This is a genomic window from Polaribacter ponticola, from assembly GCF_026191475.2.
Taxonomy (GTDB): Bacteria; Bacteroidota; Bacteroidia; order Flavobacteriales; family Flavobacteriaceae; genus Polaribacter; species Polaribacter ponticola.
The window spans coordinates 245,364-267,606 of record NZ_JAOSLC020000003.1 but is presented as its reverse complement, the minus strand read 5'-3'; the positions used below and the strand labels follow the sequence as shown (position 1 = coordinate 267,606).

22 protein-coding genes and 3 pseudogenes are annotated in these 22,243 nt (G+C 27.2%); 8 read left to right on the top strand and 17 right to left on the bottom strand.

The genetic code is table 11. The features are described from left to right. Positions 1 to 180 precede the first annotated feature (180 nt). Both N5A56_RS06005 and N5A56_RS06000 read right to left on the bottom strand, forming a co-directional pair. Positions 181 to 465: an LETM1 domain-containing protein gene (locus N5A56_RS06005; protein WP_265724674.1), complete on the bottom strand. Its 285-nt coding sequence runs from the start codon at positions 463 to 465 to the stop codon at positions 181 to 183. After that, a complete protein-coding gene (locus N5A56_RS06000; RefSeq protein WP_265724673.1) occupies positions 465 to 1,628 on the bottom strand; it encodes a proline dehydrogenase family protein in 1,164 nt (387 codons plus the stop codon). The genes N5A56_RS06005 and N5A56_RS06000 overlap by 1 nt, the downstream gene beginning before the upstream one ends. A gap of 90 nt (positions 1,629 to 1,718) precedes the next feature. Between N5A56_RS06000 and aroB the strand changes: the two genes are divergently transcribed. Then, positions 1,719 to 2,777 carry a 3-dehydroquinate synthase gene (gene aroB, locus N5A56_RS05995; RefSeq protein WP_265724672.1) on the top strand — a complete coding sequence of 353 codons (1,059 nt, stop codon included), beginning with the start codon at positions 1,719 to 1,721 and terminating at the stop codon, positions 2,775 to 2,777. A gap of 88 nt (positions 2,778 to 2,865) precedes the next feature. On the opposite strand, the gene N5A56_RS05990 is transcribed toward aroB, so the two are convergent. After that, on the bottom strand, positions 2,866 to 3,318 hold the full coding sequence (locus N5A56_RS05990; protein WP_265724671.1) for a cold-shock protein: 453 nt from the start codon (positions 3,316 to 3,318) through the stop codon (positions 2,866 to 2,868). Positions 3,319 to 3,795: 477 nt separating this feature from the next. Here N5A56_RS05990 and N5A56_RS05985 point away from each other — a divergent pair, with 477 nt between their 5' ends. Continuing rightward, positions 3,796 to 5,838, top strand: coding sequence for a T9SS type A sorting domain-containing protein (locus N5A56_RS05985; RefSeq protein ID WP_265724670.1), 2,043 nt, complete (start codon positions 3,796 to 3,798; stop codon positions 5,836 to 5,838). A gap of 23 nt (positions 5,839 to 5,861) precedes the next feature. Here the strand turns inward: N5A56_RS05985 and N5A56_RS05980 are convergent, their stop codons facing one another. Beyond that, positions 5,862 to 6,062, bottom strand: a complete 201-nt coding sequence (locus tag N5A56_RS05980; RefSeq protein ID WP_265724669.1) for a helix-turn-helix transcriptional regulator — start codon at positions 6,060 to 6,062, stop codon at positions 5,862 to 5,864. Position 6,063: 1 nt separating this feature from the next. After that, on the bottom strand, positions 6,064 to 6,459 hold the full coding sequence (locus tag N5A56_RS05975) for a hypothetical protein (RefSeq protein ID WP_274270268.1): 396 nt from the start codon (positions 6,457 to 6,459) through the stop codon (positions 6,064 to 6,066). Between the two features lie 167 nt (positions 6,460 to 6,626). Here N5A56_RS05975 and N5A56_RS05970 point away from each other — a divergent pair, with 167 nt between their 5' ends. After that, complete coding sequence (locus N5A56_RS05970) at positions 6,627 to 7,046, top strand: YciI family protein (RefSeq protein ID WP_265724667.1); 420 nt, start codon at positions 6,627 to 6,629, stop codon at positions 7,044 to 7,046. 46 nt (positions 7,047 to 7,092) lie between these two features. On the opposite strand, the gene N5A56_RS05965 is transcribed toward N5A56_RS05970, so the two are convergent. From N5A56_RS05965 to N5A56_RS05950, 4 genes and pseudogenes are all read right to left on the bottom strand, one after another. Beyond that, a complete protein-coding gene (locus tag N5A56_RS05965; RefSeq protein ID WP_265724666.1) occupies positions 7,093 to 7,557 on the bottom strand; it encodes a MaoC family dehydratase in 465 nt (154 codons plus the stop codon). 4 nt (positions 7,558 to 7,561) lie between these two features. Next, entirely contained in the window at positions 7,562 to 8,185 is a 624-nt protein-coding gene (locus tag N5A56_RS05960; RefSeq protein WP_265724665.1) for a trimeric intracellular cation channel family protein, read from the bottom strand. A gap of 1 nt (position 8,186) precedes the next feature. Continuing rightward, positions 8,187 to 9,307, bottom strand: a pseudogene (locus N5A56_RS05955) (DEAD/DEAH box helicase). Positions 9,308 to 9,339: 32 nt separating this feature from the next. Beyond that, positions 9,340 to 9,663 (bottom strand): acyl-CoA thioesterase, encoded by a 324-nt coding sequence (locus N5A56_RS05950; RefSeq protein WP_265724664.1) that lies wholly within the window; start codon positions 9,661 to 9,663, stop codon positions 9,340 to 9,342. Positions 9,664 to 9,841: 178 nt separating this feature from the next. Here N5A56_RS05950 and N5A56_RS05945 point away from each other — a divergent pair. Next, positions 9,842 to 11,178: pseudogene (locus tag N5A56_RS05945) on the top strand (MATE family efflux transporter). A gap of 141 nt (positions 11,179 to 11,319) precedes the next feature. Here N5A56_RS05945 and N5A56_RS05940 read toward each other — a convergent pair. Beyond that, positions 11,320 to 11,991 (bottom strand): DUF2461 domain-containing protein, encoded by a 672-nt coding sequence (locus N5A56_RS05940; RefSeq protein ID WP_265724663.1) that lies wholly within the window; start codon positions 11,989 to 11,991, stop codon positions 11,320 to 11,322. 119 nt (positions 11,992 to 12,110) lie between these two features. Between N5A56_RS05940 and N5A56_RS05935 the strand changes: the two genes are divergently transcribed. After that, positions 12,111 to 12,848 carry a DUF1853 family protein gene (locus N5A56_RS05935; RefSeq protein ID WP_274270267.1) on the top strand — a complete coding sequence of 246 codons (738 nt, stop codon included), beginning with the start codon at positions 12,111 to 12,113 and terminating at the stop codon, positions 12,846 to 12,848. A gap of 71 nt (positions 12,849 to 12,919) precedes the next feature. Here N5A56_RS05935 and N5A56_RS05930 read toward each other — a convergent pair. The 4 genes and pseudogenes from N5A56_RS05930 to N5A56_RS05915 all read right to left on the bottom strand — a co-directional run bounded on the left by N5A56_RS05930 (position 12,920) and on the right by N5A56_RS05915 (position 17,202). Continuing rightward, positions 12,920 to 14,028: pseudogene (locus N5A56_RS05930) on the bottom strand (efflux RND transporter periplasmic adaptor subunit). Between the two features lie 29 nt (positions 14,029 to 14,057). Then, positions 14,058 to 15,275: an ABC transporter permease gene (locus N5A56_RS05925; RefSeq protein ID WP_265724660.1), complete on the bottom strand. Its 1,218-nt coding sequence runs from the start codon at positions 15,273 to 15,275 to the stop codon at positions 14,058 to 14,060. Positions 15,276 to 15,277: 2 nt separating this feature from the next. Further along, positions 15,278 to 16,507 carry an ABC transporter permease gene (locus N5A56_RS05920; RefSeq protein ID WP_265724659.1) on the bottom strand — a complete coding sequence of 410 codons (1,230 nt, stop codon included), beginning with the start codon at positions 16,505 to 16,507 and terminating at the stop codon, positions 15,278 to 15,280. A gap of 2 nt (positions 16,508 to 16,509) precedes the next feature. Then, positions 16,510 to 17,202 carry an ABC transporter ATP-binding protein gene (locus N5A56_RS05915; protein WP_265724658.1) on the bottom strand — a complete coding sequence of 231 codons (693 nt, stop codon included), beginning with the start codon at positions 17,200 to 17,202 and terminating at the stop codon, positions 16,510 to 16,512. Between the two features lie 283 nt (positions 17,203 to 17,485). On the opposite strand from N5A56_RS05915, the gene N5A56_RS05910 reads away from it, so the two are divergent. The 3 genes from N5A56_RS05910 (at position 17,486) to N5A56_RS05900 (ending at position 18,784) form a co-directional block, all read left to right on the top strand. After that, positions 17,486 to 17,791, top strand: coding sequence for a thiol-disulfide oxidoreductase DCC family protein (locus N5A56_RS05910; RefSeq protein WP_337994826.1), 306 nt, complete (start codon positions 17,486 to 17,488; stop codon positions 17,789 to 17,791). Positions 17,792 to 17,809: 18 nt separating this feature from the next. Then, entirely contained in the window at positions 17,810 to 18,124 is a 315-nt protein-coding gene (locus tag N5A56_RS05905; protein ID WP_265724657.1) for a hypothetical protein, read from the top strand. 72 nt (positions 18,125 to 18,196) lie between these two features. After that, positions 18,197 to 18,784: an HAD family hydrolase gene (locus N5A56_RS05900; protein ID WP_337994825.1), complete on the top strand. Its 588-nt coding sequence runs from the start codon at positions 18,197 to 18,199 to the stop codon at positions 18,782 to 18,784. Between the two features lie 54 nt (positions 18,785 to 18,838). Here the strand turns inward: N5A56_RS05900 and N5A56_RS05895 are convergent, their stop codons facing one another. The 3 genes from N5A56_RS05895 to N5A56_RS05885 all read right to left on the bottom strand — a co-directional run bounded on the left by N5A56_RS05895 (position 18,839) and on the right by N5A56_RS05885 (position 22,194). Further along, positions 18,839 to 19,669: a prohibitin family protein gene (locus N5A56_RS05895; RefSeq protein WP_265724655.1), complete on the bottom strand. Its 831-nt coding sequence runs from the start codon at positions 19,667 to 19,669 to the stop codon at positions 18,839 to 18,841. Positions 19,670 to 19,705: 36 nt separating this feature from the next. Next, entirely contained in the window at positions 19,706 to 20,098 is a 393-nt protein-coding gene (locus N5A56_RS05890) for an acyl-CoA thioesterase (protein WP_265724654.1), read from the bottom strand. A 68-nt stretch (positions 20,099 to 20,166) separates the two neighbouring features. Further along, a complete protein-coding gene (locus N5A56_RS05885) occupies positions 20,167 to 22,194 on the bottom strand; it encodes a VWA domain-containing protein (RefSeq protein ID WP_265724653.1) in 2,028 nt (675 codons plus the stop codon). Positions 22,195 to 22,243: the final 49 nt, after the last annotated feature.

The window sequence follows — 22,243 nt, the reverse complement described above, 5'->3', positions numbered from 1 at the left end:
AAATTTCGTGCAAAAGTAGTTGTTTAGGCGTTAATTACACGTATTATAATTAATTATTTTTGTTTTTAAATATTATATCCTTCAATTTCTTTACTTTTTGAACTACAATAAGTTATAAAATGAAAATAAATTTAACAATAAAAGCAAATAAGTTATTCTAAAAAATAATTAAAAAAGATATTAATTTTCTTTATCTCTAAATGCAGAGGGTAAAATATCTGGAATTAATTTTATTAAAAGCGGTAATAAAAGCGCTCCTCCAGGTAATAAAAAAACAGCTAAAGCAGGTATAGATTTACAAATATCTAAAAGTTGAACTTTTATTTTGTCTTTTTCTTCTGTAGATAAATTTGTATGTGTTGCTTTTTTTATTAAAGATATCGCTTCCTTACTTTGTTTTAATTCTTGTAACAAGCGTTCTTTATTTTTTTGCAATAATACTTTTATTTCATCTACAGTTTGCATTATAACTTTCTACGTTTACGTTCAGTTTTTAATAAGTTTAACTCTCTACTCGTTTGTCCGGCAACAGAAGTGTTTTCTTCTGCTCTTCTAATAAGGTATGGCATTACATCTCTCACTGGCCCAAAAGGTAAATATTTAGCAACATTATAACCTTTATTCGCTAAATTATAACTAATATGATCACTCATACCAAATAGTTGGCCAAACCATAATCGATTATCATTTTCTTGTATTTCATATTTTTTAGCAAGCTCCATTACTAAATAAGAACTATCTTCATTATGTGTACCAGCAAAAAGTGCCATTTTAGGATGCTCCATCATATACATAATAGCTTCATCATAATTTTTATCTGTTGCTAGTTTATCTTTACATATAGGAGATGGATACCCTTTTTCTATAGCTCTTTCTCTTTCTTTTTCCATATAAGCGCCTCTAACTACTTTCATCCCAATATGAAAACCTTTCTTTTTAGCTTTGTTATGTAGCTTTTTAAGATAATCTATTCTATCGTGTCTGTACATTTGTAATGTGTTAAAAACTATAGATTTATCTTTATTATATGTCTCCATTAAACCTTCTATTAACTCATCTGCAGATTTTTGCATCCAACTTTCTTCGGCATCAATTAATAAAGGTACATCTTTTTCTACAGCAATTTTACATACTTTATGAAAACGAGCTTCTACTCTATCCCATTCTTCTTGCTCTTTAGAACTCAATTTTTCTCCTTCAGATAGTTTTTGATATAATGCAAAACGTCCAAAACCAGAAGGTTTAAATACGGCATAAGGTATTGATTGTTTTTCTTCACAGAAATTTATAATTCTTAAAATTTTCTCTAAAGCGCCATCGAAACTAATTTCTTCATCTTTACCTTCTACGGAATAATCTAAAACACTATGCACATTACCATTTGAATACATATTATCTATAATTGGTAAACAATCATCTTCTGTTACGCCTCCACAAAAATGGTCGAATACTGTAGAGCGTATAAGTCCTTCAATAGGTAAATGAGCTTTTAAAGCAAAATTTGTTACAGCACTTCCAATTCTTACCATTGGTTGATTTTGTATCATTCTGAATAAAAAATAAGCGCGTTCTAATTGCGAATCTGATTTTAATGAAAAGGCAACTTCTGTATTGTCAAAAAGTTTCATACTATATCGTTTTAGTAGGAACAAATATAGTATTTGAATAGTAATAATTGAATATTTTCTCTTTAAATTGCACGCTTAATAATTTTATTGATGAAAACTATTCAAGCAGTAACTTATCCTGTACATTTTCAAAAAGAAAGTTACCAAGAACTTTCTAATATATTAAAAATTAAAAACTATTCTACTATTTTTATTTTGGTAGATGAAAATACAATTGAGTATTGTTATCCTAAATTTATCCCTAATTTAGAAACAGATAAAACTATAGAAGTTATAGAAATTGATTCTGGCGAAATCAACAAAAATTTAGAAACTTGTATAGGTGTTTGGAATGTAATAACTGAATTAGGTGGTGATAGAAAGAGTTTATTAATTACTTTAGGAGGTGGTGTAATTACAGACTTAGGTGGTTTTGTGGCCTCATGTTTTAAGCGTGGAATTGATTTTGTAAATATACCAACTACATTATTGTCTATGGTTGATGCTTCAGTAGGAGGAAAAACTGGAGTTGATTTAGGGGTATTAAAAAACCAAATAGGTTTGTTTGCAAACCCAGAAATGGTAATTATTGATACTGATTATTTAACTACAGTTACAGAAAGAGAAATTAAATCTGGAACAGCAGAAATTATTAAATATGGCTTAACTTATGATGTTAATCTTTTTAATGAAATAAAAGATAATAAAAACCTAAATATCAATGATTTAATATTTAGATCTGTAGAAATAAAAAACGAAGTTGTTTTACAAGACCCTAAAGAGAAAAATCTAAGAAAAATTTTAAATTTTGGGCATACTTTAGGGCATGCAATTGAATCTTTTTATTTAGAATCTGAAGATAAAGAAAATTTAACTCATGGAGAAGCCATAGCAATTGGTATGGTTTGTGAATGCTATATGTCTTCTAAATTATTAAACTTTCCTAAAGAAAAAGTTATAGAAGTTAAAAATGTTGTGTTAACTATTTACAATAAAATTAATTTATTGAAAGTTGATTTCTCGGCTATTTTAGAGTTGCTAAAGCATGATAAGAAAAATGTTAACGGACAAGTTAATTTTGTTTTATTAAACGACTATGAAGATTATAAAATTGATTGTAAAGTAGATGAAAGTTTAATTATAGAAAGTATGGAATTTTATAATTTGTAAAGAATATAACATAACTTTTAAACATAATAAAAGCCGACTACAAGATTGTAATCGGCTTTTATTATGTTTAAAGAGAAATTAAAACTCTTTATATTTTTTTAACTTTTACTGCATTCATTCCTCGCATACCTCTTTCAAGTTCAAAAGAAACTTTATCATTTTCAGTAATTTCATCAATTAAACCACTAACGTGTGTAAAGTATTTTTCACCGTTTTCATGATCAATAATAAAACCGAAACCTTTAGAAGAATCAAAAAAGTTAACTTTTCCTTTTCTTACAGGATCTTCTTCTGGTAAATCTTCTTTTTTAGTAACTGAAATCTGAATATCTTCAAGCTCATATTCAACTTTTAAATCTGGATCAGGTGGTGTATCTGTTAAGTTTCCATTATGATCTACATATGCAAATTGTATTCCTGCAGAACCATTTTCTTCCTTAGCAGCTTTTCTAGCTTCCATTTTCTTAAGCTTGTCTTGACGTTTTTTTAAACGTTTTTTCTCTTTTTCACTTTTACTAAATGTTTGTTGCGATTTTGCCATTAATATATAAAACTGTTTTTAAATTAATATTTCTGAAAAGATAAAATACTATACTAGAAATTAAAAATCAAACTAAAAGATGACTTGTGCAATAAATGGAGTGTATTCTGTCTTATAGCAGCAAAGATAGTATTAATTTAACACTCTTCAAAACAAATATTTAGTATAAACATAATTTAAAATCTACCTATAAGATAAAAGAGCTAAGACAATTTGATATATAGACATTTAATTTTTAAGAATTTTTAGTGCTAAAAAAATATAAATTAGTTTACTAAAAAACTCAAGTAAATTTAATAAATTTGTTATATATCCCCACTAATATGATTAAAAAAAATAACCTCTTAATTTTTTTTATTTATTCTTTTCTTACCAATTTCAATAAAAAGTCAACATTCGATAGCTAGACAATGGAATGAACAACTTTTAAATGCTATTAGAAATGATTATGCAAGACCAACGGTACATGCAAGAAATTTGTTTCACTCTTCAGTATTAATGTATGATGCTTGGGCTATTTTTGATGAATCTGCTCAACCATTTTTTTTAGGTAATACTCTTGGCAATTTCACTACCAACTATACCCCTATTTCTTCACCTACAAACAAAGAAGAAGCAACAAAAGAAATAATTAGTTATGCTATATTTAAACTATTAAATCATAGATTTAAAAATTCACCAAACTCAAGTGAAACTTTATCTGAATTTGAAACTTTTTTCACTTCACTTGGTTATGATAAAAATTATCTATCTATTGATTATAGTGATGGCTCTTATGCTGCTTTAGGTAACTATATGGCAGAAAAAATGATTGAGTTTGGTTTACAAGACGGGGCTAATGAAGAAAATAATTATGAAAATAAATACTATACTCCAGTAAATGATGCTTTGTACTTAGAGTTTTACAGAGATAACTCAAATATAAATCCAAATAGATGGCAACCTTTAGCTTTTAGCACATTTATAGATCAAAGTGGAAATTTATTTGAAGCTACTACTCCAGAATTTTTGGGTCCAGAATGGGGTGAAGTTGTTCCTTTTTCACTTAAGGATGAAGATTTGGAAGTTTTAAATAATGGCTTCAATTCATATATTTATAATAATCCAGGAAACCCTGTTTACATTCAAGAATCTAATCAAAATGGTATCACAGATCCTTATAAATGGAATTTTGCTTTGGTTATAGCTTGGTCTGCTCATCTAGATCCATCTATAGAAGATTATATCAACATTTCGCCTAATTCAATTGGTAATGTTAATATTTCTACCTTTCCAACTACTTTTTCTGAATACCAAAATTTTTATAATTTTACACAAGGTGGAGATATCGGTAAAGGACATTCAATAAACCCAATAACGAATAAACCTTATGAAGATAATATTGTAAAGAAAGGAGACTATACTAGAGTTTTAGCTGAGTTTTGGGCAGATGGCCCTGATTCTGAAACTCCTCCTGGACATTGGTTTACAATCTTAAATTATGTTATTGATCACCCTTTATCAAAAAAAACTTTTGGTAATTCTTCAAAAGAATTGAGTTCTTTAGAATTTGATGTAAAAAGTTATTTAACTCTTGGCGGCGCTATGCATGATGTTGCAGTTAATATATGGGGAATTAAAGGTTATTATGATTATATAAGACCCATTTCTGCAATAAGATATATGGCTTCTAAAGGTCAAAGTTCAGATATTAATTTACCAAATTATAGTCCGCATGGTTTACCTTTAATTGAAGGGCTAATAGAAGTAATAAAAGAAGGGGATGAATTAGTTGGGTTTGATAATGAGATTATTGGGCAGATTAAAGTAAAATCTTGGTTGGGTCATGATGAAATTTCAAATGTTGATACAGATATTGCAAAAGTCGGGTGGATTTTAGGAACTCATTGGTGGCCATATCAAAGGCCTTCATTTGTTTCTCCTCCGTTTGCTGGGTATTTATCTGGCCATTCAACTTTTTCTAGAGCAGCTTCAGAAGTATTAACTCTTATTACTAATAATACATTTTTTCCTGGAGGAATGGGTACTTTTAATGTAGAGAAAAATAAATTTTTAGCTTTTGAAGTTGGCCCTTCTGAAAGTTTAACTTTACAATGGGCTACTTATAGAGATGCATCAGATCAAACGAGTTTGTCTAGAATTTGGGGAGGAATTCATCCTCCAATAGATGATATTAAAGGACGTATTATTGGAGACAAAATTGGGAAAGAAGCTTTTTCTTATGCTCAAAACTTCTTTAATGGGGTTTTAAGTACTAAAAATGATTTAGTTAAAAATAAAACTATAGCGATTTACCCAAATCCATTTAAAAATAAATTATATATTAAATCAAAGTCTAATGAGTTAATAAAAATTGAATTATTTGATATTCTTGGAAAAAAAATATTTTCTAATAATAAATTTAATGAGTATTCAATTGAACTTTCTAATTTAAACCCTGGTGTTTATTTTATTAAAGTTTATTCAAAAAATGGTAACTTAATTAAAACAGAAAAAATAATAAAGTCAATGGTTAAGTAATACTTTATGATAGAAAATATCAATTAATCTCCTTCTTCTAAGGTAAAAAAATCATTTACAGCAATTTTAAATACATTTGATAGCTTTAAAGCTAAAACTGTAGATGGCACATATCTATTCTTCTCGATAGAATTAATTGTTTGTCTAGAAACACCAATAGCTTTTGCTAAATCATCTTGAGTAAGATCTAAGATTGCTCGTTGTACTTTTAGAGTGTTTTTCATATCAATTATTCATTTTTTTTAATTGCCAAAAAACCATTAATTGAACTATCAACATAAAAAATAATATTTGAAAGTATCCAAATGCTTTCATTTCTTCATCTTGGTTAAGTATTATTCCTACAGTATAATTAATTATTGGTTGTATTAAAGAATAAATAATTACTAATATAAAAGCTATTCTATAGGATTGAGACCTTAAACTATCTAAAAATTCATCTTCAAACTTATCCTTAGATAAAGACACTAATAATAAACCTAGTAATAATACTCCATGAAGAACAGGTTTTATTTCATCTGAGTTTTCAATAAATTTTCTTATAATCATAAATATAAAAGTACCAATAGAAATTATATATCCTATTTTTTTAAATTTATTATCTAATTGAAATTTATTCATTTTTTCTAAATTATTTCTCTCTTTTTCACATATTGTTTGTTTATACATTTTATATCACTTTACAAATTAATAAATATATTTTACATAATGACAAATATACTTTACATTAATTTATAAAACAATAATTTTTACTACATTTATAATATCAATTAATTAAACTTTATAATATGACATCTAAATCAAACAAACCAAGTATTCTATTTTGGATTATTGGAGTTTCTGCACTTCTTTGGAATTTAATGGGAGTTGCTGCTTATTTATTTCAAGCTTATGCAACAGAAGAAATGATTGCAGAAATGCCGCCAGAACAACAAGCAGAAATGATGATAGAGCATCCATCATGGTTAACGGCATTATTTGCATTGGGTGTTTTTGGAGGTTTTTTAGGATGTGTATTTTATTTAGCTCGAAAGAAATTTTCATATTATTTATTTATCCTTTCTGGAGTAAGTGCAACAATTCAACAAGTCTATATTATAATGGATATTGAATTAAATATGTACTTTATGCCAATAATGATAATTATAATATGCATTTTCTTAATCTTATACTCAAAAAAATATATCAAAGAGGGAATTTTAAATTAAAAAAGAAATTATTTCAATAAAAAAAGCTGCAAATTGCAGCTTTTTTTTATTGAAATAATGCAGCTAAAAACTCTGCTACACAAGCTGGTTTTTCTTGTCCTTTAATTTCTATAATACAAGAAAATGTAACTTTAATTCCGTTATTAGCTATTTCTTCTATTTCCTTTACTTTAGAAACCATTCTTAATTCACTATTTACAGGCACAGGATTTGGGAAACGAACTTTATTTAACCCGTAATTTAAACCCATTTTTACACTTTTAATTAAAAAAGCTTCCTCTAACATTCTAGAAATCATAGCTACAGACATAAAACCATGAGCAACTGTACTTTTAAACGGACTCTCCTTCTCTGCTCTTACTTCATCTACATGAATCCATTGTTTATCTAGGGTTGCATTTGCAAAATCGTTAATCATTTCTTGAGTTACAGTATACCAATTTCCTGTTGGTAATTGTTTTCCAATCATCAATTTAAACTCTTCAAAATTTTCAAATTCTAATGGTTTCATAATTTTATTTTTTGGTAAATAAGTCGTCTTTTATTTTTGGTAACTGTAAATGGAATTTAACAGCAATAACCCTAATAATTACAATTACAGAAGCAGCTAAAACAAAAATAATGTTTTCTGAAACATTAAAATAATTGAGGCTTAAATAAGTAACTCCACCTGCTAAACAAGCAGAAGCATAAATTTCTTTTTCAAATATTAATGGAATTTTATTTGTTAACACATCTCTTAATACTCCACCAAAAACGGCTGAAATCATTCCCATAATCAAAGCTATGATAGGATGTAAATTAAAAGATAACCCTTTTTTTAAACCCAAAAGCGTAAATACACTTATTCCAATAGTATCGAAAAGAAACATAGTTTTACTTAGATGAGCAATTTTGCTTTTAAATAAAAAAGTAAATACAACAGCAGCAAAAATGGTGTATAAATAGTTTAAATCTCCTATCCAATTTATAGGATGCGCATTAATTAATACATCACGCAACATACCGCCACCTACAGCTGTTACAAATGCTATAATAGCTACTCCAAATAAATCGAGTTTTTTATCAGAAGCAACCAAAGCTCCACTAATAGCAAATGCGAAAGTACCTATAATATCTATAACGTAAATAAGTTCCATTTTACACGGTTACTTCTGTAAATTTAATATTTAATTCTTTTTGAATTTCATGAACTCTTTCAATTTCATAAGGCAATACTAAAGCTAAAGAAATTCCTGTTTTCCCTGCTCTTGCAGTTCTTCCACTTCTGTGAGTGTAATAATCAGTTTGTTCTGGTAGTTGATGATGTATTACAAATTCTAAATCTCTAACATCAATTCCACGAGCAGAAACATCTGTAGAAATTAAATATTGTAAGTTTTCATTCTTAAAAGCACGCATTACTTTATCTCGCTCTTTTTGTTGCATATCTCCTTCTAAAGCAGCAGTAGAAAACCCTTCTTCAATTAATTGAGTTGCTAAATTTTGCGCACCTGCTTTTGTTCTACAAAATATAATACCTCTTTGAGCTCCTCTTTTTCTAAAAATTTTGTAATTAAATCTGTTTTTTCTTTAATTGTTGTTTTAACAAATTGATGTCTAATGTTTTCATTTACCAAAGAATTAGGATTAACTTCAACTCTTGGTGCATTCGTATTCATATAAGTTTTTACTATTCTTTTAATTTCTTCTGGCATAGTAGCAGAAAACAACCAAGTTTTTCGATCATTTTTAGTAGTAAATTTCAAGATTCTATTTAAATCTTGTTTAAAACCCATACTCAACATTTCATCTGCTTCGTCTAAAATTACAGTTGTTACATGACTTATATCAATATCTCCTCTTTCAATTAAATCGATCAATCTTCCAGGAGTTGCTATCACAATATGTGTAGTTCGTTTTAAGTTATTGATTTGTCTATCTATTTTTTCGCCACCAAAAACAGCTTCTAAAAAAATTCGATCATCAACATATTTAGTAAACTTAAAGAGTTGCTTTTTTATTTGTTGAACTAACTCTCTTGTTGGTGATAAAATTAAAGCCTGAATATGGTCTGATTTTGCATCAATATGATGTAAAACAGGCAAACCAAAAGCAGCTGTTTTTCCTGTTCCTGTTTGTGCAAGACCAATGAAATCTGTTGACTCTTTTAATAAAATAGGGATTGTTTTTTCTTGAATTTCTGAAGGTTTAGAAATTCCTATTTCTTTAATTGATTTTATATAATCTTTACGAATTCCTAAAGCTGAAAAAGTTGACATTTGTATCTTAATTTAAAAATGCAAAGATACTTTTATTTGCTTGGTTGTAATACTTTTAAAACATTTTCTCTTATTCTCATAGGTTTAAATGTTTTAGAATCTAACATTGCCCAAGTTGTTTTTGCTTTTACCAATAAAATTTCATTTTTATAAAATTCCATGAAACGTATTGATGTAACTCCTTTAGTTTCTCCAACCCAAGTTTTTACACTAATTTCATCCCCTAAACCTGCTTGTTTTAAGTAATCTATTTCATGTCTCATTACCACCCATACAAATTGAGGAAAAGGAGTATCTTTTGTTAAAAAAGACCAATGCTTGTCGGCTATAATATCCATCCATTTTACATAAACCAAATTATTTACATGCTACAAATTATCTATATCTTCGGTTGATACTATTATTTTAAGATTGAAAATATTTTCCATTTTTATGACTTTTTACAAGCATAAAATTTTTAATACTTCTATAACAATTATTGATGTTTCATTTTATAATATACATTAAAAAAACCCGTACTTTGTTAATATAATTATGAACAAACTAGCAAACGAATTAGGTACCGAAAAAATTAGTAAATTATTGATAAAACAAGCAGTTCCTGCAACTATTGGAATTCTAGTTATGTCTTTAAATATGATTGTAGACACCATTTTTGTAGGACAATGGATTGGTGTTTTAGCAATTGCAGCAATTACAGTTGTTTTACCAATTGCTTTTTTGATTTCATCAATTGGAATGGGAATTGGAATTGGTGGAAGCTCAATAATATCTAGAGCTTTAGGAGCTGGTAATACAAAAAAAGCCTTTTTAACTTTTGGAAATCAAATTTGTTTAACAGTAATTTTAGCAATTATTTTTGTTGTTTTAGGTAACTTATTTAGTGTTCCTATTCTAAATTTATTTGGAGCAAAAGGTGCTATTTTACCAATAGCATCAGAATATTTTAATGTAATTATTTACGGAGTTCCGTTTTTAGCTTTTGCGATGATGGGAAATCCTGTAATTAGAGCAGAAGGAAAACCAAAATTTGCTATGTATGCAATGATGGTTCCATCTGTAATAAACATAGTTTTAGACATTATTTTTATAAAATATTTTGATTGGGGAATTTGGGGAGCTGGTTTAGCAACTTCATTTGCATATGCAAGTTGCGGTCTTTATATTTTATATTTCTTTTTATCTTCTAAAAGCGAATTAAAAATAATTCCTAAAAACTTTAATTTAGATTTTACAATAGTTAGAGAAATTGTAGAGCTAGGTGGTGTTTCTGTGGTAAGACAAGGAGCAGTTAGTGTATTAATGATTGTTTTAAATTACTCTCTTTTTACCTATGGTGGAGAAATTTCTATTTCTATTTTTGGAATTGTAAATAGGATTATGATGTTTGCTTATTCGCCAGTTTTAGGTGTTTCTCAAGGCTTTTTACCAGTTGCAGGTTTTAATATTGGTGCAAAAAATAACAAGAGAGTTAAAGAAACAATTAAAAAATCTATTTGGTTTGGTTCTATTTTAGGTACTATTATTTTTATTATAGTTTTAATTTTTAAGGAAGAAATTATTAGTGTTTTCACAAATGATATTACATTATTGAGAGAAACACCTAATGCAACACTAATTGCCTTTTTAGCAGCTCCTATTGTAACAATGCAATTAATTGGATCTGCATATTTTCAGGCAGCAGGAAAAGCAATGCCCGCATTATTTTTAACGCTTTTAAAACAAGGAATCTTCTTAATTCCCTTAGCAATATTTTACCTAAATATTATGGAATAGATGGTGTTTGGTGGTCTTTCCCTATTGCAGATGTACTTTCCACTATTATTACTGTTTGGGTTTTAAAACGAGAAGTTGATAAGAATTTAACCTAATTATTTAAAAGGAATAATTAGAAGCTATTTCCTGCTTTCCATTATATCTTTTTGTGAAAAACAAAAAGGATGTCATTGCAATCAGGGCTAAACAAATTAAGAAACAAATTGTAAAACCAAAAGCTATTTTAACTTTATAAATTAAATAATACTTTCTCCATTTAAATTAGTCGTTAACACATCGCTAAACAAATTAAAAAACGGACGTAAAGCTTTAAATGTAACATCTAGTTCAGATAAAAAATTAGGATCTAAAACTTCTGCATCTGTAAAATTTCTAATTGCAATAAATCCTTTCTTACGCAACAAATCAATGTCTTTATGTTCTTTATCGAAACCTCTTGGAGCAGATTTTAATTCATCGCCGCTAAACTTTTCACCAAAATATTTTACAAATTCTTTGTCTTCTAAAATTTCTCTAAATTCTGAAGCATCTTGTTCTATTTCTTTTCTTATTCTATATAAATCTTCTTTTTCAGGTTGCCAAAATCCGCCACCTAATAAAGTTTCTCCTGGCTTAATTTGTAAAAAATAGCCGCCACGTAATTCTTTACCTAATCTAGAAAAAGAAACTGCAAACCTTGGGTTATAGGGCGTTTTATCTTTAGAAAAACGAACATCTCTATAAACTCTATAGATTTTCATTTTTTCTATTTCATCATGCATTTCTAGATTTGCTTGCATTTCTAAAAATACTTCTTTCATCTGCTTTTGAATTGTAACAAAAGTTGGTTTATGTTCAGCAAACCAATCTCTATCATTATTTTTTTGTAAATCTTTAAGAAATTTAAAAGCTGATTTTTCGAATTGCATTTTATTGATGTTTTAAAAGTTAAATTTACAAAATAGATTTGTAACTTCGAATTTGAAATGCATCAAAAAACTAAAGACATTCAGAAAAGATATGAAGGTTATTTACAAACTCCCTGTTTGTGGAAAAAAATGCTGTTTATAATCTTAACCAACTTGATATTGAAGTACAACACACAAAATTTAATTTAGAAATTAATGATAATTTAAGACTAGGTAAGTACATAGAGCGTTTTGTTTCTTTTGAATTAAAACAGAATTCATCTATAGAAATTATTTCAGAAAATATTCAAATTCAAAAAGAAAAAATTACACTTGGCGAATTAGATTGTATTATTTTAAAAGACAAAGAGCCAATTCATTTAGAGGTTATTTATAAATTTTACTTGTATGATGTAAACGTTGGAGAAACCAATATAGAGCATTTTATTGGACCGAATAGAAAAGATTCTTTAATTCAAAAACTGAAAAAGTTAAAAGAAAAACAATTACCACTACTCTACTCTAATGAATGTAAAGATTATTTAGAAAGCATTTATTTATCTGTAGAAAAAATTACACAGCAAGTCTATTTTAAAGCACAGTTGTTTGTTCCTTTATTTCTAGAAAGAATTCAATTAACTAAATTAAATACAAATTGTATTGCTGGCTTTTACATCAATAAAAAAGAACTAGAACAGTTTAAAGATTGTAAATTTTATATACCAAATAAGAAAGATTGGTTAATAATTCCTCATCAAAATATAACTTGGTTAAATTATGATCAATTTAAAATTGATTCTAATCATTATTTAGTAAGAAATTTTTCTCCTATGTGTTGGTTTAAGTTACCAAACGGAGAAATAAAAAAGTTTTTTTAATTTGGTGGTAGATTATTAAACAAAAAAAGGAACTCAAATTTGAGTTCCTTTTTTTATATATAAACCAAAGCTTAGTTCATATTGTCTTCTTCATCTTCTTTAGATGTTTTATTCCAAATTTTAATTTCGTCTTCTTTTGTTACGCCTTCTAAAATTTCTACATTAACACCATCTGATGTTCCTAACTTTACATCTTTTTTATCAAATTTACCTTCAGCATTTTTTATTTCTACAAAAGGTTTTTCAGTTTTTCTATCAAATTGTAATAATGACTCTTTTATAGATAATACACTATCTTTTCTTTCTAAAACAATTTCTGCATTTGCACTATAACCAGCTCTAATAAAATACTCATCATCTAAAGAAACGTCGGCTTTAATTTTAAATTGAACAGCTCCAGCTTCTTCGGTTCCTTTTGGAGCTATAAAATTTAATACAGCAGGAAACTTTTTATTCTCAATTGCACCTAAAGATATTTCAATTTTGGTGTTCTTTAATAGTTTCCCTACCTCAGATTCATCAACTTTCCCTTCAAAGATCATTTTACTCATATCTGCAATAGAAGCAATAGTAGTTCCTGCATTAAAGTTATTAGACTGTATTACTTGATCTCCTTCTTTAACAGGAATTTCTAAAATAGTACCAGACATTTGAGCAATAATATTTGTATTTGCAGATGCTCCAGAACCAGAAGATCCTTTTTTAATAATTTGGTAATTATTTTGTGCATTTTTTAAATCCTGTTTTCCTTGATTATAAGCTAATTCAACAGCCTCATATTCAGCTCTAGAAATTACACCCTTTTCAAATAAGTTTTTATTTCTTTTGTAAGAAACTTCTGCATTACTTAATCTAATTTTAACATTATCTACAGTTCCTTTTGCACTTATTAAAGATTGCTCATTAGGTACAACTCTTACAGTTGCAATTAAATCTCCTTTTTTAACTTTTGCTCCTTCAAGTAGCATTACTTTATCTATAATACCTGTAATTTGAGGCTTTATTTCAATTTCTTCTAAAGGGATAACTTTACCTGTAGCAACACTTTTTTTAATAATAGTTGCTTTGAAAGCCTTTTCGGTTTCATATTCTATTGGTGAAGCTTGGTTTTTTTACCAAACCAAATTAATACTGCAATTAAAGCTACAGCGATTCCTCCAAAAATGATTACTTTTTTCATTTATACTTGTTTTTCTGTTGTTGATTATCTTATTCTTCTCTTAAAGCATCAATTGGTTTCACAATAGTTGCCATATATGCAGGTATAAAACCTATTAATGTTCCTAAAACTACTAATACTGCATACGCAATTAATACAATTGGTATGTTTACTGTTGGGTTAACTAATAAATCAAAATTATCAATTAACATTAATACTCCACCACCTGCAATAATTCCTAAAGAACCAGCTAATAATGTTAGAAAAAGAGATTCTAATATTATTTGTTGTCTTACAATTTTTGGTGTAGCGCCTAAGGCTCTTCTAATTCCAATTTCTTTTGTTCTTTCTTTAACCGTAATTAACAGAATATTTCCGATTGCAAAAACCCCAGCAATTAAAGTAGCAATACCTACAAACCAGGTTAAAAATTGCATTCCAGTTAAAAAACCAGTTACTTTAGATATCTCTTTTCCTAAATTAAAACCTCTAAAAGCTCTATTATCTTTTGGATGAATTTTATGTAAATTTTTAAGTAATAATTTCACATCTGCTTCTACCTGTACAATATCAAATGCTTTATCTCCAGTTACTACCATCCAACTAAATTTATCTCCTCTATTGTATACAAGTTTAAATGTAGAAAAAGGAATATGGATATTGTTAGGACCACCAAATCTACCTGCTTTATATACTCCAACAACCTTGTAATTAATATTACTTATTTTTATGTAGGTACCAATTACTTCTTCGTTTTTGTCGTACAATTCTTTAAAAACCCCGTCGCTAATTACACAAGTTTTTTTATTGTTGTCTATATCGTTCTGGTTTAAAAAACGCCCTTCTATTAAACTTTTTTTCTCAACTTGGTCTAGTAAAGGAAAATCTCCAAATACTGTAAAATTACCTGTTTTTAAACCATGTACTACTTGACCACCAGTTGCGTTTCTTGGAACTACAAATTTAATCCCTTCAACCTCAGAATAGATTTTATCAACATCACTTAGACGTAAATTTATTTGTCTTCCTTCTTGAAAACCTTTAAAAGGCATCGAAGTTCTACTACCAGACATAAAAACACTATTAGTAGCAAAATCACCAAACATACTATTAAAGCTGTTTTCAATTCCTTTAGCTGCTCCTAATAAACCTACAAGAAGTAAAATACCCCAAAAGGCTCCAAAAATGGTAATTGCTGTTCTGGTTTTATTTTTACGTATACTACCGTAAATTTCTTGCCAAGTATCTTTCTCAAATAAAAACTTCATAATTAATCTGCGCTTAATGCTACAACTGGTTTAATATTTGCCGCTCTTTTAGCTGGTAAATAACCTGCAATCATACCAGCTAATATTAATACTACAGTTGCACCAATTACAACTGGTTGTGATACTCCAGGGTTTAAGATGAAAAACTTTTCTAAACTTGGCCCTACTACTTTAAGAATTCCTACACCAAATAATAAACCAGCATAACCTGAAATTGCAGTAATAAAAATTGATTCTTGCATAATCATAGCTACAATTGCCTTTGGTGTAGCGCCTACTGCTTTTCTTATTCCTAATTCTTTAGTTCTTTCTTTTACAATGTATACCATAATATTACTAATACCAACTATACCTGCTATAAGTGTTCCAAACCCGATTACTAGGATTAATATACCTAAACCTACCATCATTCCTGAAACTTCTTTATTATCAGATGCATAGTTATTTAAGCCAATTGCTCTTTGGTCATTTGGGTCTACATTATGTTTTTTCTTAAGTTCTCTCTGCATTTTAAAACCAAAAGAAATAGCATCATCAATACTTAAATCTGGGTTATATGTAATTCCAAATTCATCTATATAATCATTATTACCATAAAGCTTTTGCATAGTACTAAAAGGTGTATAAATATATCTTTCATCACTATCTCCTCCTGGATCTGAGAAAACTCCAATAATTTTATAAATTATACCTCCAATATTAATTTGTTTACCAAAAGCACTTAATTGTCCAAAAAGGTCTTTTTCAACCATTTTACCAATTACAACAACTTTCGATTTTTCATTAATATCTCTATAGTTTAAAAACCTTCCTTCTGTTACTTCTGCAGATTCTAAAATATAATATTCTGGATATACACCTCTAATGGTGTAAACATCTTTTTCACTCTTATAAACAACTTCTGATGTTCTTTGAATTCTAGGACTAATCGTTTGTATTTTATCTCCAAATTTTTCTTTTAAATAAGAGAAATCATCATTTTTAAATTGAATTCTTCTACCAATTTGATTTCCTTTATATGCTTTTGTTGTTCTATTAGACCACATATAAATTGAGTTCATAGCATCTTTAGCAAACTCATTTTTAAAGGTATTTTGAAGACCATTTCCAATTCCAAAAAGTAATGTAAAAAGTAAAATTGCAAAAGCTACTGTAAAACCAGATAACGCAGAACGTAATTTGTTTTTACTTATACTTTGAAAAATTTCTCTCCAACGATCTAAATCAAACATAATTATACAGTTTTAGACGTTTTGGTATATTCATCACTAATAATTAGACCATCTTTTAAACGTACAATTCTTTTTGTTTGTTCTGCAACTTCTTCTTCATGAGTAATTACAAAAACAGTCATTCCTTCATTATTAATGTCTTTTAATAAATCCATTACAGAATCTGTAGTAGTAGAATCTAATGCTCCTGTAGGTTCATCTGCTAAAACAACTTTTGGTTTTGTAACTAATGCTCTAGCAATAGCAACACGCTGTTTTTGCCCTCCAGAAAGTTCGTTTGGTAAATGATTTGCCCAATCTTTTAAACCTACTTTTTCTAAATAATCTAAAGCTATCTTTAAACGTTCTTTTCTAGCCATTCCTTTATAATATAATGGTAATGCTACGTTTTCTAGAGCTGTTTTGTATGATATTAAATTGAATGATTGAAAAATAAATCCTAAAAATTTATTTCTTAATAAAGCAGCTTTCTTTTCATTCATATCTTTAATAAGCTGACCATTTAAATAATAATCACCTTCATCATGAACATCTAATAAACCAACAATATTTAAAAGAGTAGATTTACCAGAACCAGAAGACCCCATAATAGAGACAAATTCACCTTCTTTTATATGTAAATCAATTCCTTTTAAAACATGAAGAGAATCTTTTCCTATTGGATAAGATTTATGTAATTTTTCTATTTTTATCATTGGTTAGTTAATTTTTAACAAAATTACTGATAGCTTTCGTTTACATTTACTAATTTTATGTTAAAAGCAAGTGTAAAATCAAATACAAACATAAGACGTGCGAAATAAAAAAATGTTACAAACATTTTAAAAAAACTTAAAGTACTTTTGTTTTAATTTAAAATATTATGAATTAAATGATTGATTTGCCTAAACATAAGAAGTTAATTTTATTTGATGGTATCTGTAATTTTTGTAATAATTCTGTTTTAAGAATTATTAAATACGATAAAAAAATTTATTTATTTTTACTTCTTTACAATCTGAAATTGGAAAGAAAATTACTAAAGAATTAAAAATAGATCTTACCAAAATAGATTCTATAATTCTTTACGAACCCGGTATTTCTTATGAAATAAAAGCTACTGCTGCTTTAAAAATTATGGAACACTTTGGTGGTATTTGGTATTTGACCAAAATATTTTGGTTAATTCCAGAACAAGTAAGAAATATTTTTTATGATTATATTGCAAAAAATCGTTATAAATGGTTTGGTAAAAAAGAAAGTTGTATGTTGCCAACTATTGAAATAAAAAATAAATTTTTATAATAATTCAAATTCCCCCAAATGAAAAAATTTAAATTTAAAACCGACTTCAAAATAAAGTTATCAATAATAACTTTATCTCTTTTTATTTTAGTTGGTATTTTAAGCTATCAATTTAATGACTCTAATTTTTATGTTATTTCTACAATAATCGGTGTTTTAACAATAATTATTATGATATTTTCTTTGATAGGTTTAATTAGGTCTATTAAAAAAATTGGTAAATCTAAATCGGTAAAAAAAATAATTTATTTAATATTCATTGCTATAATTGCATGTTTATTTTTATACTTAATTATAGAAAATATTTTAAATGCAATTAATAATTTTATTTAAAAATGAAATTACCTAAAGATGTAAAATGTATCATTTTTGATATGGACGGTGTTATCATAGAACTCAGAAGAAATTCATAAAAAAGCGTATAATGAAACTTTTAATTCAATTGGAGTTAAAGTTTCTGATGAACTTTACAAAACCTTAACAGGTTCTTCAACTATTAATGCATTTCAAAGACTTGTAAAGCATTTTAATTTAGATTTAAAACCAGAAGATCTGGTGTTAAATAAAAGAAAGAGATATGTTAGTTTTTTCGAAAATGACCCAACTTTACATCTAGTTAATGGTGTCGAAAACCTTATTAAAGCATCTTATAACAAAGGCTATACTTTAATTTTAGCATCATCTTCTGCAATGGTAAATATAGATAGAGTTTTTAATCGATTTAATTTAAACTCTTATTTTTCTGCTAAAATAAGTGGTGCCGATTTAACAGCTTCTAAGCCACATCCAGAAATTTTTGAAAAAGCAGCTATTTTAGGTAAAACCGCAAAAGAAAACTGTATTGTTATTGAAGATTCTGATAATGGTATTAAAGCTGCAAATGATGCTGGTATTTATGTTTTTGGTTATAGGAATCCGATGGCAGAAGATCAAACTCTTAAATATGCCGATGCTGTTATTTCTAATTTTAAGGAGTTAGAAGAAATTTTGTAAATAAAAAAATCTAGCTATTTGCTAGATTTTTTTATTTATTTAAGAGAAAATTTATTATTGATTTCCTAAAATAATTGGCATACCAGATTTACCTGCTCCAATTAAAACCACTTTACTATTTGGTGATTTTGATAACTCTAAAGTAGCTTCAATCCCTTTTTCTTGAAGAATTTTATCAGTTAAAGATGCACTTAATATTTTATTTGCAACTGCTTTTCCTTCAGCATCAATTTTTTGTCTTTCTGCTTCTTTTTTAGCTTTAGCTAATCTAAATTCATATTCTAAAGATTCTTGCTCTTGTTTTAATTTAGTTTCAATTGCAGTTCTAATTGTAGTTGGTAATTTTACATCTTCTACTAGAACTCTTTTTACGATTAAAAATTGATCTTTTAATACAGTTTGCACTTCTTCTAAAATTTCTTGCTCAATTACATCTCTTTTACTAGAATATAGTTGTTCTGGAGTATAACGTCCTACAACACTTCTAGCAGCTGCATTAATAGCTGGGTCTAATAATTCACGTTCATAATCTTCACCTTTCGTTTTTATAAGATTTCCAAGGTTACTAAATTCTGGCTCATACCAAATTGTACCATTAACTTTAACTTCTAATCCATTTACAGAAAGCACATTCATTTCATCAGAAACAGATTGCTGACGTACTTTTCTCACAATCATTTTATTCCAAGGAGATACAATATGAAAGCCTTCTCCATAGGTTTTATCAGTATTTATACCATCTCCAAGAGTTTCAAATATAACACCTCCCTCTCCAGGTCCTATTGTAACAGTAGCTTTAGAAAATAAAATAATAACTGCAACTACAATTACTACTAGAAAAACACCGCCTTTTGGAAAATTTAATTCCATTTGATTATTTGCCATTTATATTGTTTTAAAATTTTATCAAATTTACAATTATTATTTATCTTTTAGTCTATCTTTAACATATTCAACCTTAGTCTTTCCATGTTTTTTGGGCATTCCATATTCATCTAAAGATACCATAACAATCTTATCTAACACTATAATTACTTTATGAGTTAATTTATTTCTAACTTCACATTTTAGTGTAATTGATGAATTTCCAAAAGCTAAAACCTCCATTCCAATTTCTATAATATCTCCTTGTTTAGCAGAACTTACAAAATCTATTTCAGACATGTATTTGGTTACTGTTCTTGGTATTTCTAACTGTATAATTGCATAAATACCAAGTTCTTCGTCTATCCATTGCAAAAGTCTACCTCCAAATAAGGTTCCGTTTGGGTTTAAATCTTCTGGTTTTACCCATTTTCTTGTGTGAAATTTCATATTTGATTTTTTAGTTCATCAAATTTCTATTTTTTTAAAGAATAAAACTAACAATTTCTATTGCTAATCTAAATTTTACCATAGTATTTTCTAATAAACCATTCAGAAGAAAATAAAATTATAATTATAAATAATAACCACTTCCAATCTATTAGCGTTTGCTGTTTTAATTTAGATTTTTGGATGGTATAATAAGTCTCATTTTCTAAAAGTTCTTTAGTTAAATCATTTAACTGATTTATATAAAATAGCTTCCCTCCGCTTTTAATGGCTAATTTATGTAGCTTCTCTACATTTGCATTTGTAAAATGTTCTTCTATATGATCGTTAGATATTTTAAACCGCCCAAACTTCTCTATTTTTTGATCTAATACACTTACCCTAAAAGAATATTCTCCTGATAATAAATTCTCTAGTTCTACCTGATAAGAATTGTTAACTAAAGAAAAAGGAAATTTTGTTACAACTTTAGATTCTTTGTTGGTAATTGCTATTTCTAAAGAAGCTCTAGAATCGAATTGATAATTCTTATCCGTATAAAAAGCAGAAATATTTATTGTTGAATTTGCTGGATAAATATTATCAGAATTTACTTCTAATCTATCTCTTTTTTTGTTTGAAGCTAAAAACTGTACTAAACTACCAATAAATTTATCGAATTCTTCAAAAGAATTCGAACTTAAGAAGCTATTAGATCTCCATTTCCAAATTCCTTCTCCAAATAAAACTGCCGATTTTTGATTGTTAATATCAAAAGTTGATAACAAAGGTTGTTTCGTTTGAACTCCATTAATATTTTGATATAATAATGTTTCATGTTTTTTTGAAAAAATGATTTCTCCAAATTTATCTTTTAATGGCGGATAATTAGAGAACCCAATATCCTCTTGTAAAAAAGTTAAAAACCTATCATTATAGATAGCTCCATAATTTTCTGTTTGATTTATAGCATTTTTTCTAAATCCTAGTTTTAGTTTATTTGTAAAACTCCAGTCAGTATTTGTGCCAGAAATTATCAAATAATTGCTGTTGTTTTGTTTTAAAACACTTGCTATCTTATTAAATTTATTATTTAATTGATATAATACAACTAACTGATAATCATTAATATTTTTTTTAAATTTATTTATTAAAAAAACATCTACAGAGCGTTGTTTATTGCTTTCAATAGATTTCTTTAAAAGACCTAAATCTGGGTGTAAAATAGAACTTAAAATTAGCACCTTAGTTTGTTCATCTATAACTTCTACCGAAAAATTTCTTTTATTATTTGTTATATTTTTTTCATTATCAATTTTTCTTAAAGTTGCAGAATAATATTGCAAACCTTCTTTAGTAGATGTTAAATTGGCATTTACGGTTTTAAAATTATTATCTGCAGAAAAAGAAATTTCCTTTTTAAAAACCACTTTTCCTTTATAGAAAATAGAAAATAGTGTGTTAACTTTTTTTATCCCTTCATAATTCAATATTGCTTCTACTGGAAATTTATTTTTAATGTAACTATATTTATTTACATTAAGTTGTGTAATTTTTACATCAACATATTTTGCGGTATCTCCAATTACTATTGGATAAATTGGTTGTTTAGAATTTAAATATTCATAATCTTCCCCAATAGTTTGATTGCCATCTGTAATTAAAAATATTGGTGCAATTTTATCTTTATTTAACTCATTTAAGTCTTTTATTGTTTTTGAAATATTAGTCTCGTTTTCTAAAAAAGTTAAACTATCTAAGACTTTTAAATGTTCTCCAAAAGTAAAATTATCTATAGTAAATTTTTTGTTTAAAGAATTGTCTTTATGTATTTCTGAAACTAATTTCTCTACATTTTCTACTTCCTTAAAATATTTTATAGATTTAGAATTATCAATTAAGAGTGCTAAAGTTGGTTTTTCGTTTTCTGTTTCAATCTTTTCTATCTTTGGGTTTATTAATAGTAGTAACAATAAAAATGTACTTATTGCTCTTAGACTAAATAGAAAATAATCAATTTTCTTAAGTTCTTTAGATTTATAAAAATATAATAACCAAGATACTCCTAGACTAAAAAGTATAGCTCCAAAAAAATATATAATTGTGGTTGTTTGCAAGGATAAATTTTATAATCGTAAATCTAATAATTATCTTTTTATAATTCAT

Excerpts from the sequence above, each read along its gene's own strand:
- N5A56_RS06005 (WP_265724674.1), bottom strand. The coding sequence starts at position 465 with ATGCAAACTGTAGATGAAATAAAAGTATTATTGCAAAAAAATAAAGAA.
- N5A56_RS06000 (WP_265724673.1), bottom strand. The coding sequence starts at position 1,628 with ATGAAACTTTTTGACAATACAGAAGTTGCCTTTTCATTAAAATCAGAT.
- aroB (WP_265724672.1), top strand. The coding sequence starts at position 1,719 with ATGAAAACTATTCAAGCAGTAACTTATCCTGTACATTTTCAAAAAGAA.
- N5A56_RS05990 (WP_265724671.1), bottom strand. The coding sequence starts at position 3,318 with ATGGCAAAATCGCAACAAACATTTAGTAAAAGTGAAAAAGAGAAAAAA.
- N5A56_RS05980 (WP_265724669.1), bottom strand. The coding sequence starts at position 6,062 with ATGAAAAACACTCTAAAAGTACAACGAGCAATCTTAGATCTTACTCAA.
- N5A56_RS05975 (WP_274270268.1), bottom strand. The coding sequence starts at position 6,459 with ATGAATAAATTTCAATTAGATAATAAATTTAAAAAAATAGGATATATA.
- N5A56_RS05970 (WP_265724667.1), top strand. The coding sequence starts at position 6,627 with ATGACATCTAAATCAAACAAACCAAGTATTCTATTTTGGATTATTGGA.
- N5A56_RS05965 (WP_265724666.1), bottom strand. The coding sequence starts at position 7,557 with ATGAAACCATTAGAATTTGAAAATTTTGAAGAGTTTAAATTGATGATT.
- N5A56_RS05960 (WP_265724665.1), bottom strand. The coding sequence starts at position 8,185 with ATGGAACTTATTTACGTTATAGATATTATAGGTACTTTCGCATTTGCT.
- N5A56_RS05940 (WP_265724663.1), bottom strand. The coding sequence starts at position 11,991 with ATGCAATTCGAAAAATCAGCTTTTAAATTTCTTAAAGATTTACAAAAA.
- N5A56_RS05925 (WP_265724660.1), bottom strand. The coding sequence starts at position 15,275 with ATGAAGTTTTTATTTGAGAAAGATACTTGGCAAGAAATTTACGGTAGT.
- N5A56_RS05920 (WP_265724659.1), bottom strand. The coding sequence starts at position 16,507 with ATGTTTGATTTAGATCGTTGGAGAGAAATTTTTCAAAGTATAAGTAAA.
- N5A56_RS05915 (WP_265724658.1), bottom strand. The coding sequence starts at position 17,202 with ATGATAAAAATAGAAAAATTACATAAATCTTATCCAATAGGAAAAGAT.
- N5A56_RS05905 (WP_265724657.1), top strand. The coding sequence starts at position 17,810 with ATGAAAAAATTTAAATTTAAAACCGACTTCAAAATAAAGTTATCAATA.
- N5A56_RS05895 (WP_265724655.1), bottom strand. The coding sequence starts at position 19,669 with ATGGCAAATAATCAAATGGAATTAAATTTTCCAAAAGGCGGTGTTTTT.
- N5A56_RS05890 (WP_265724654.1), bottom strand. The coding sequence starts at position 20,098 with ATGAAATTTCACACAAGAAAATGGGTAAAACCAGAAGATTTAAACCCA.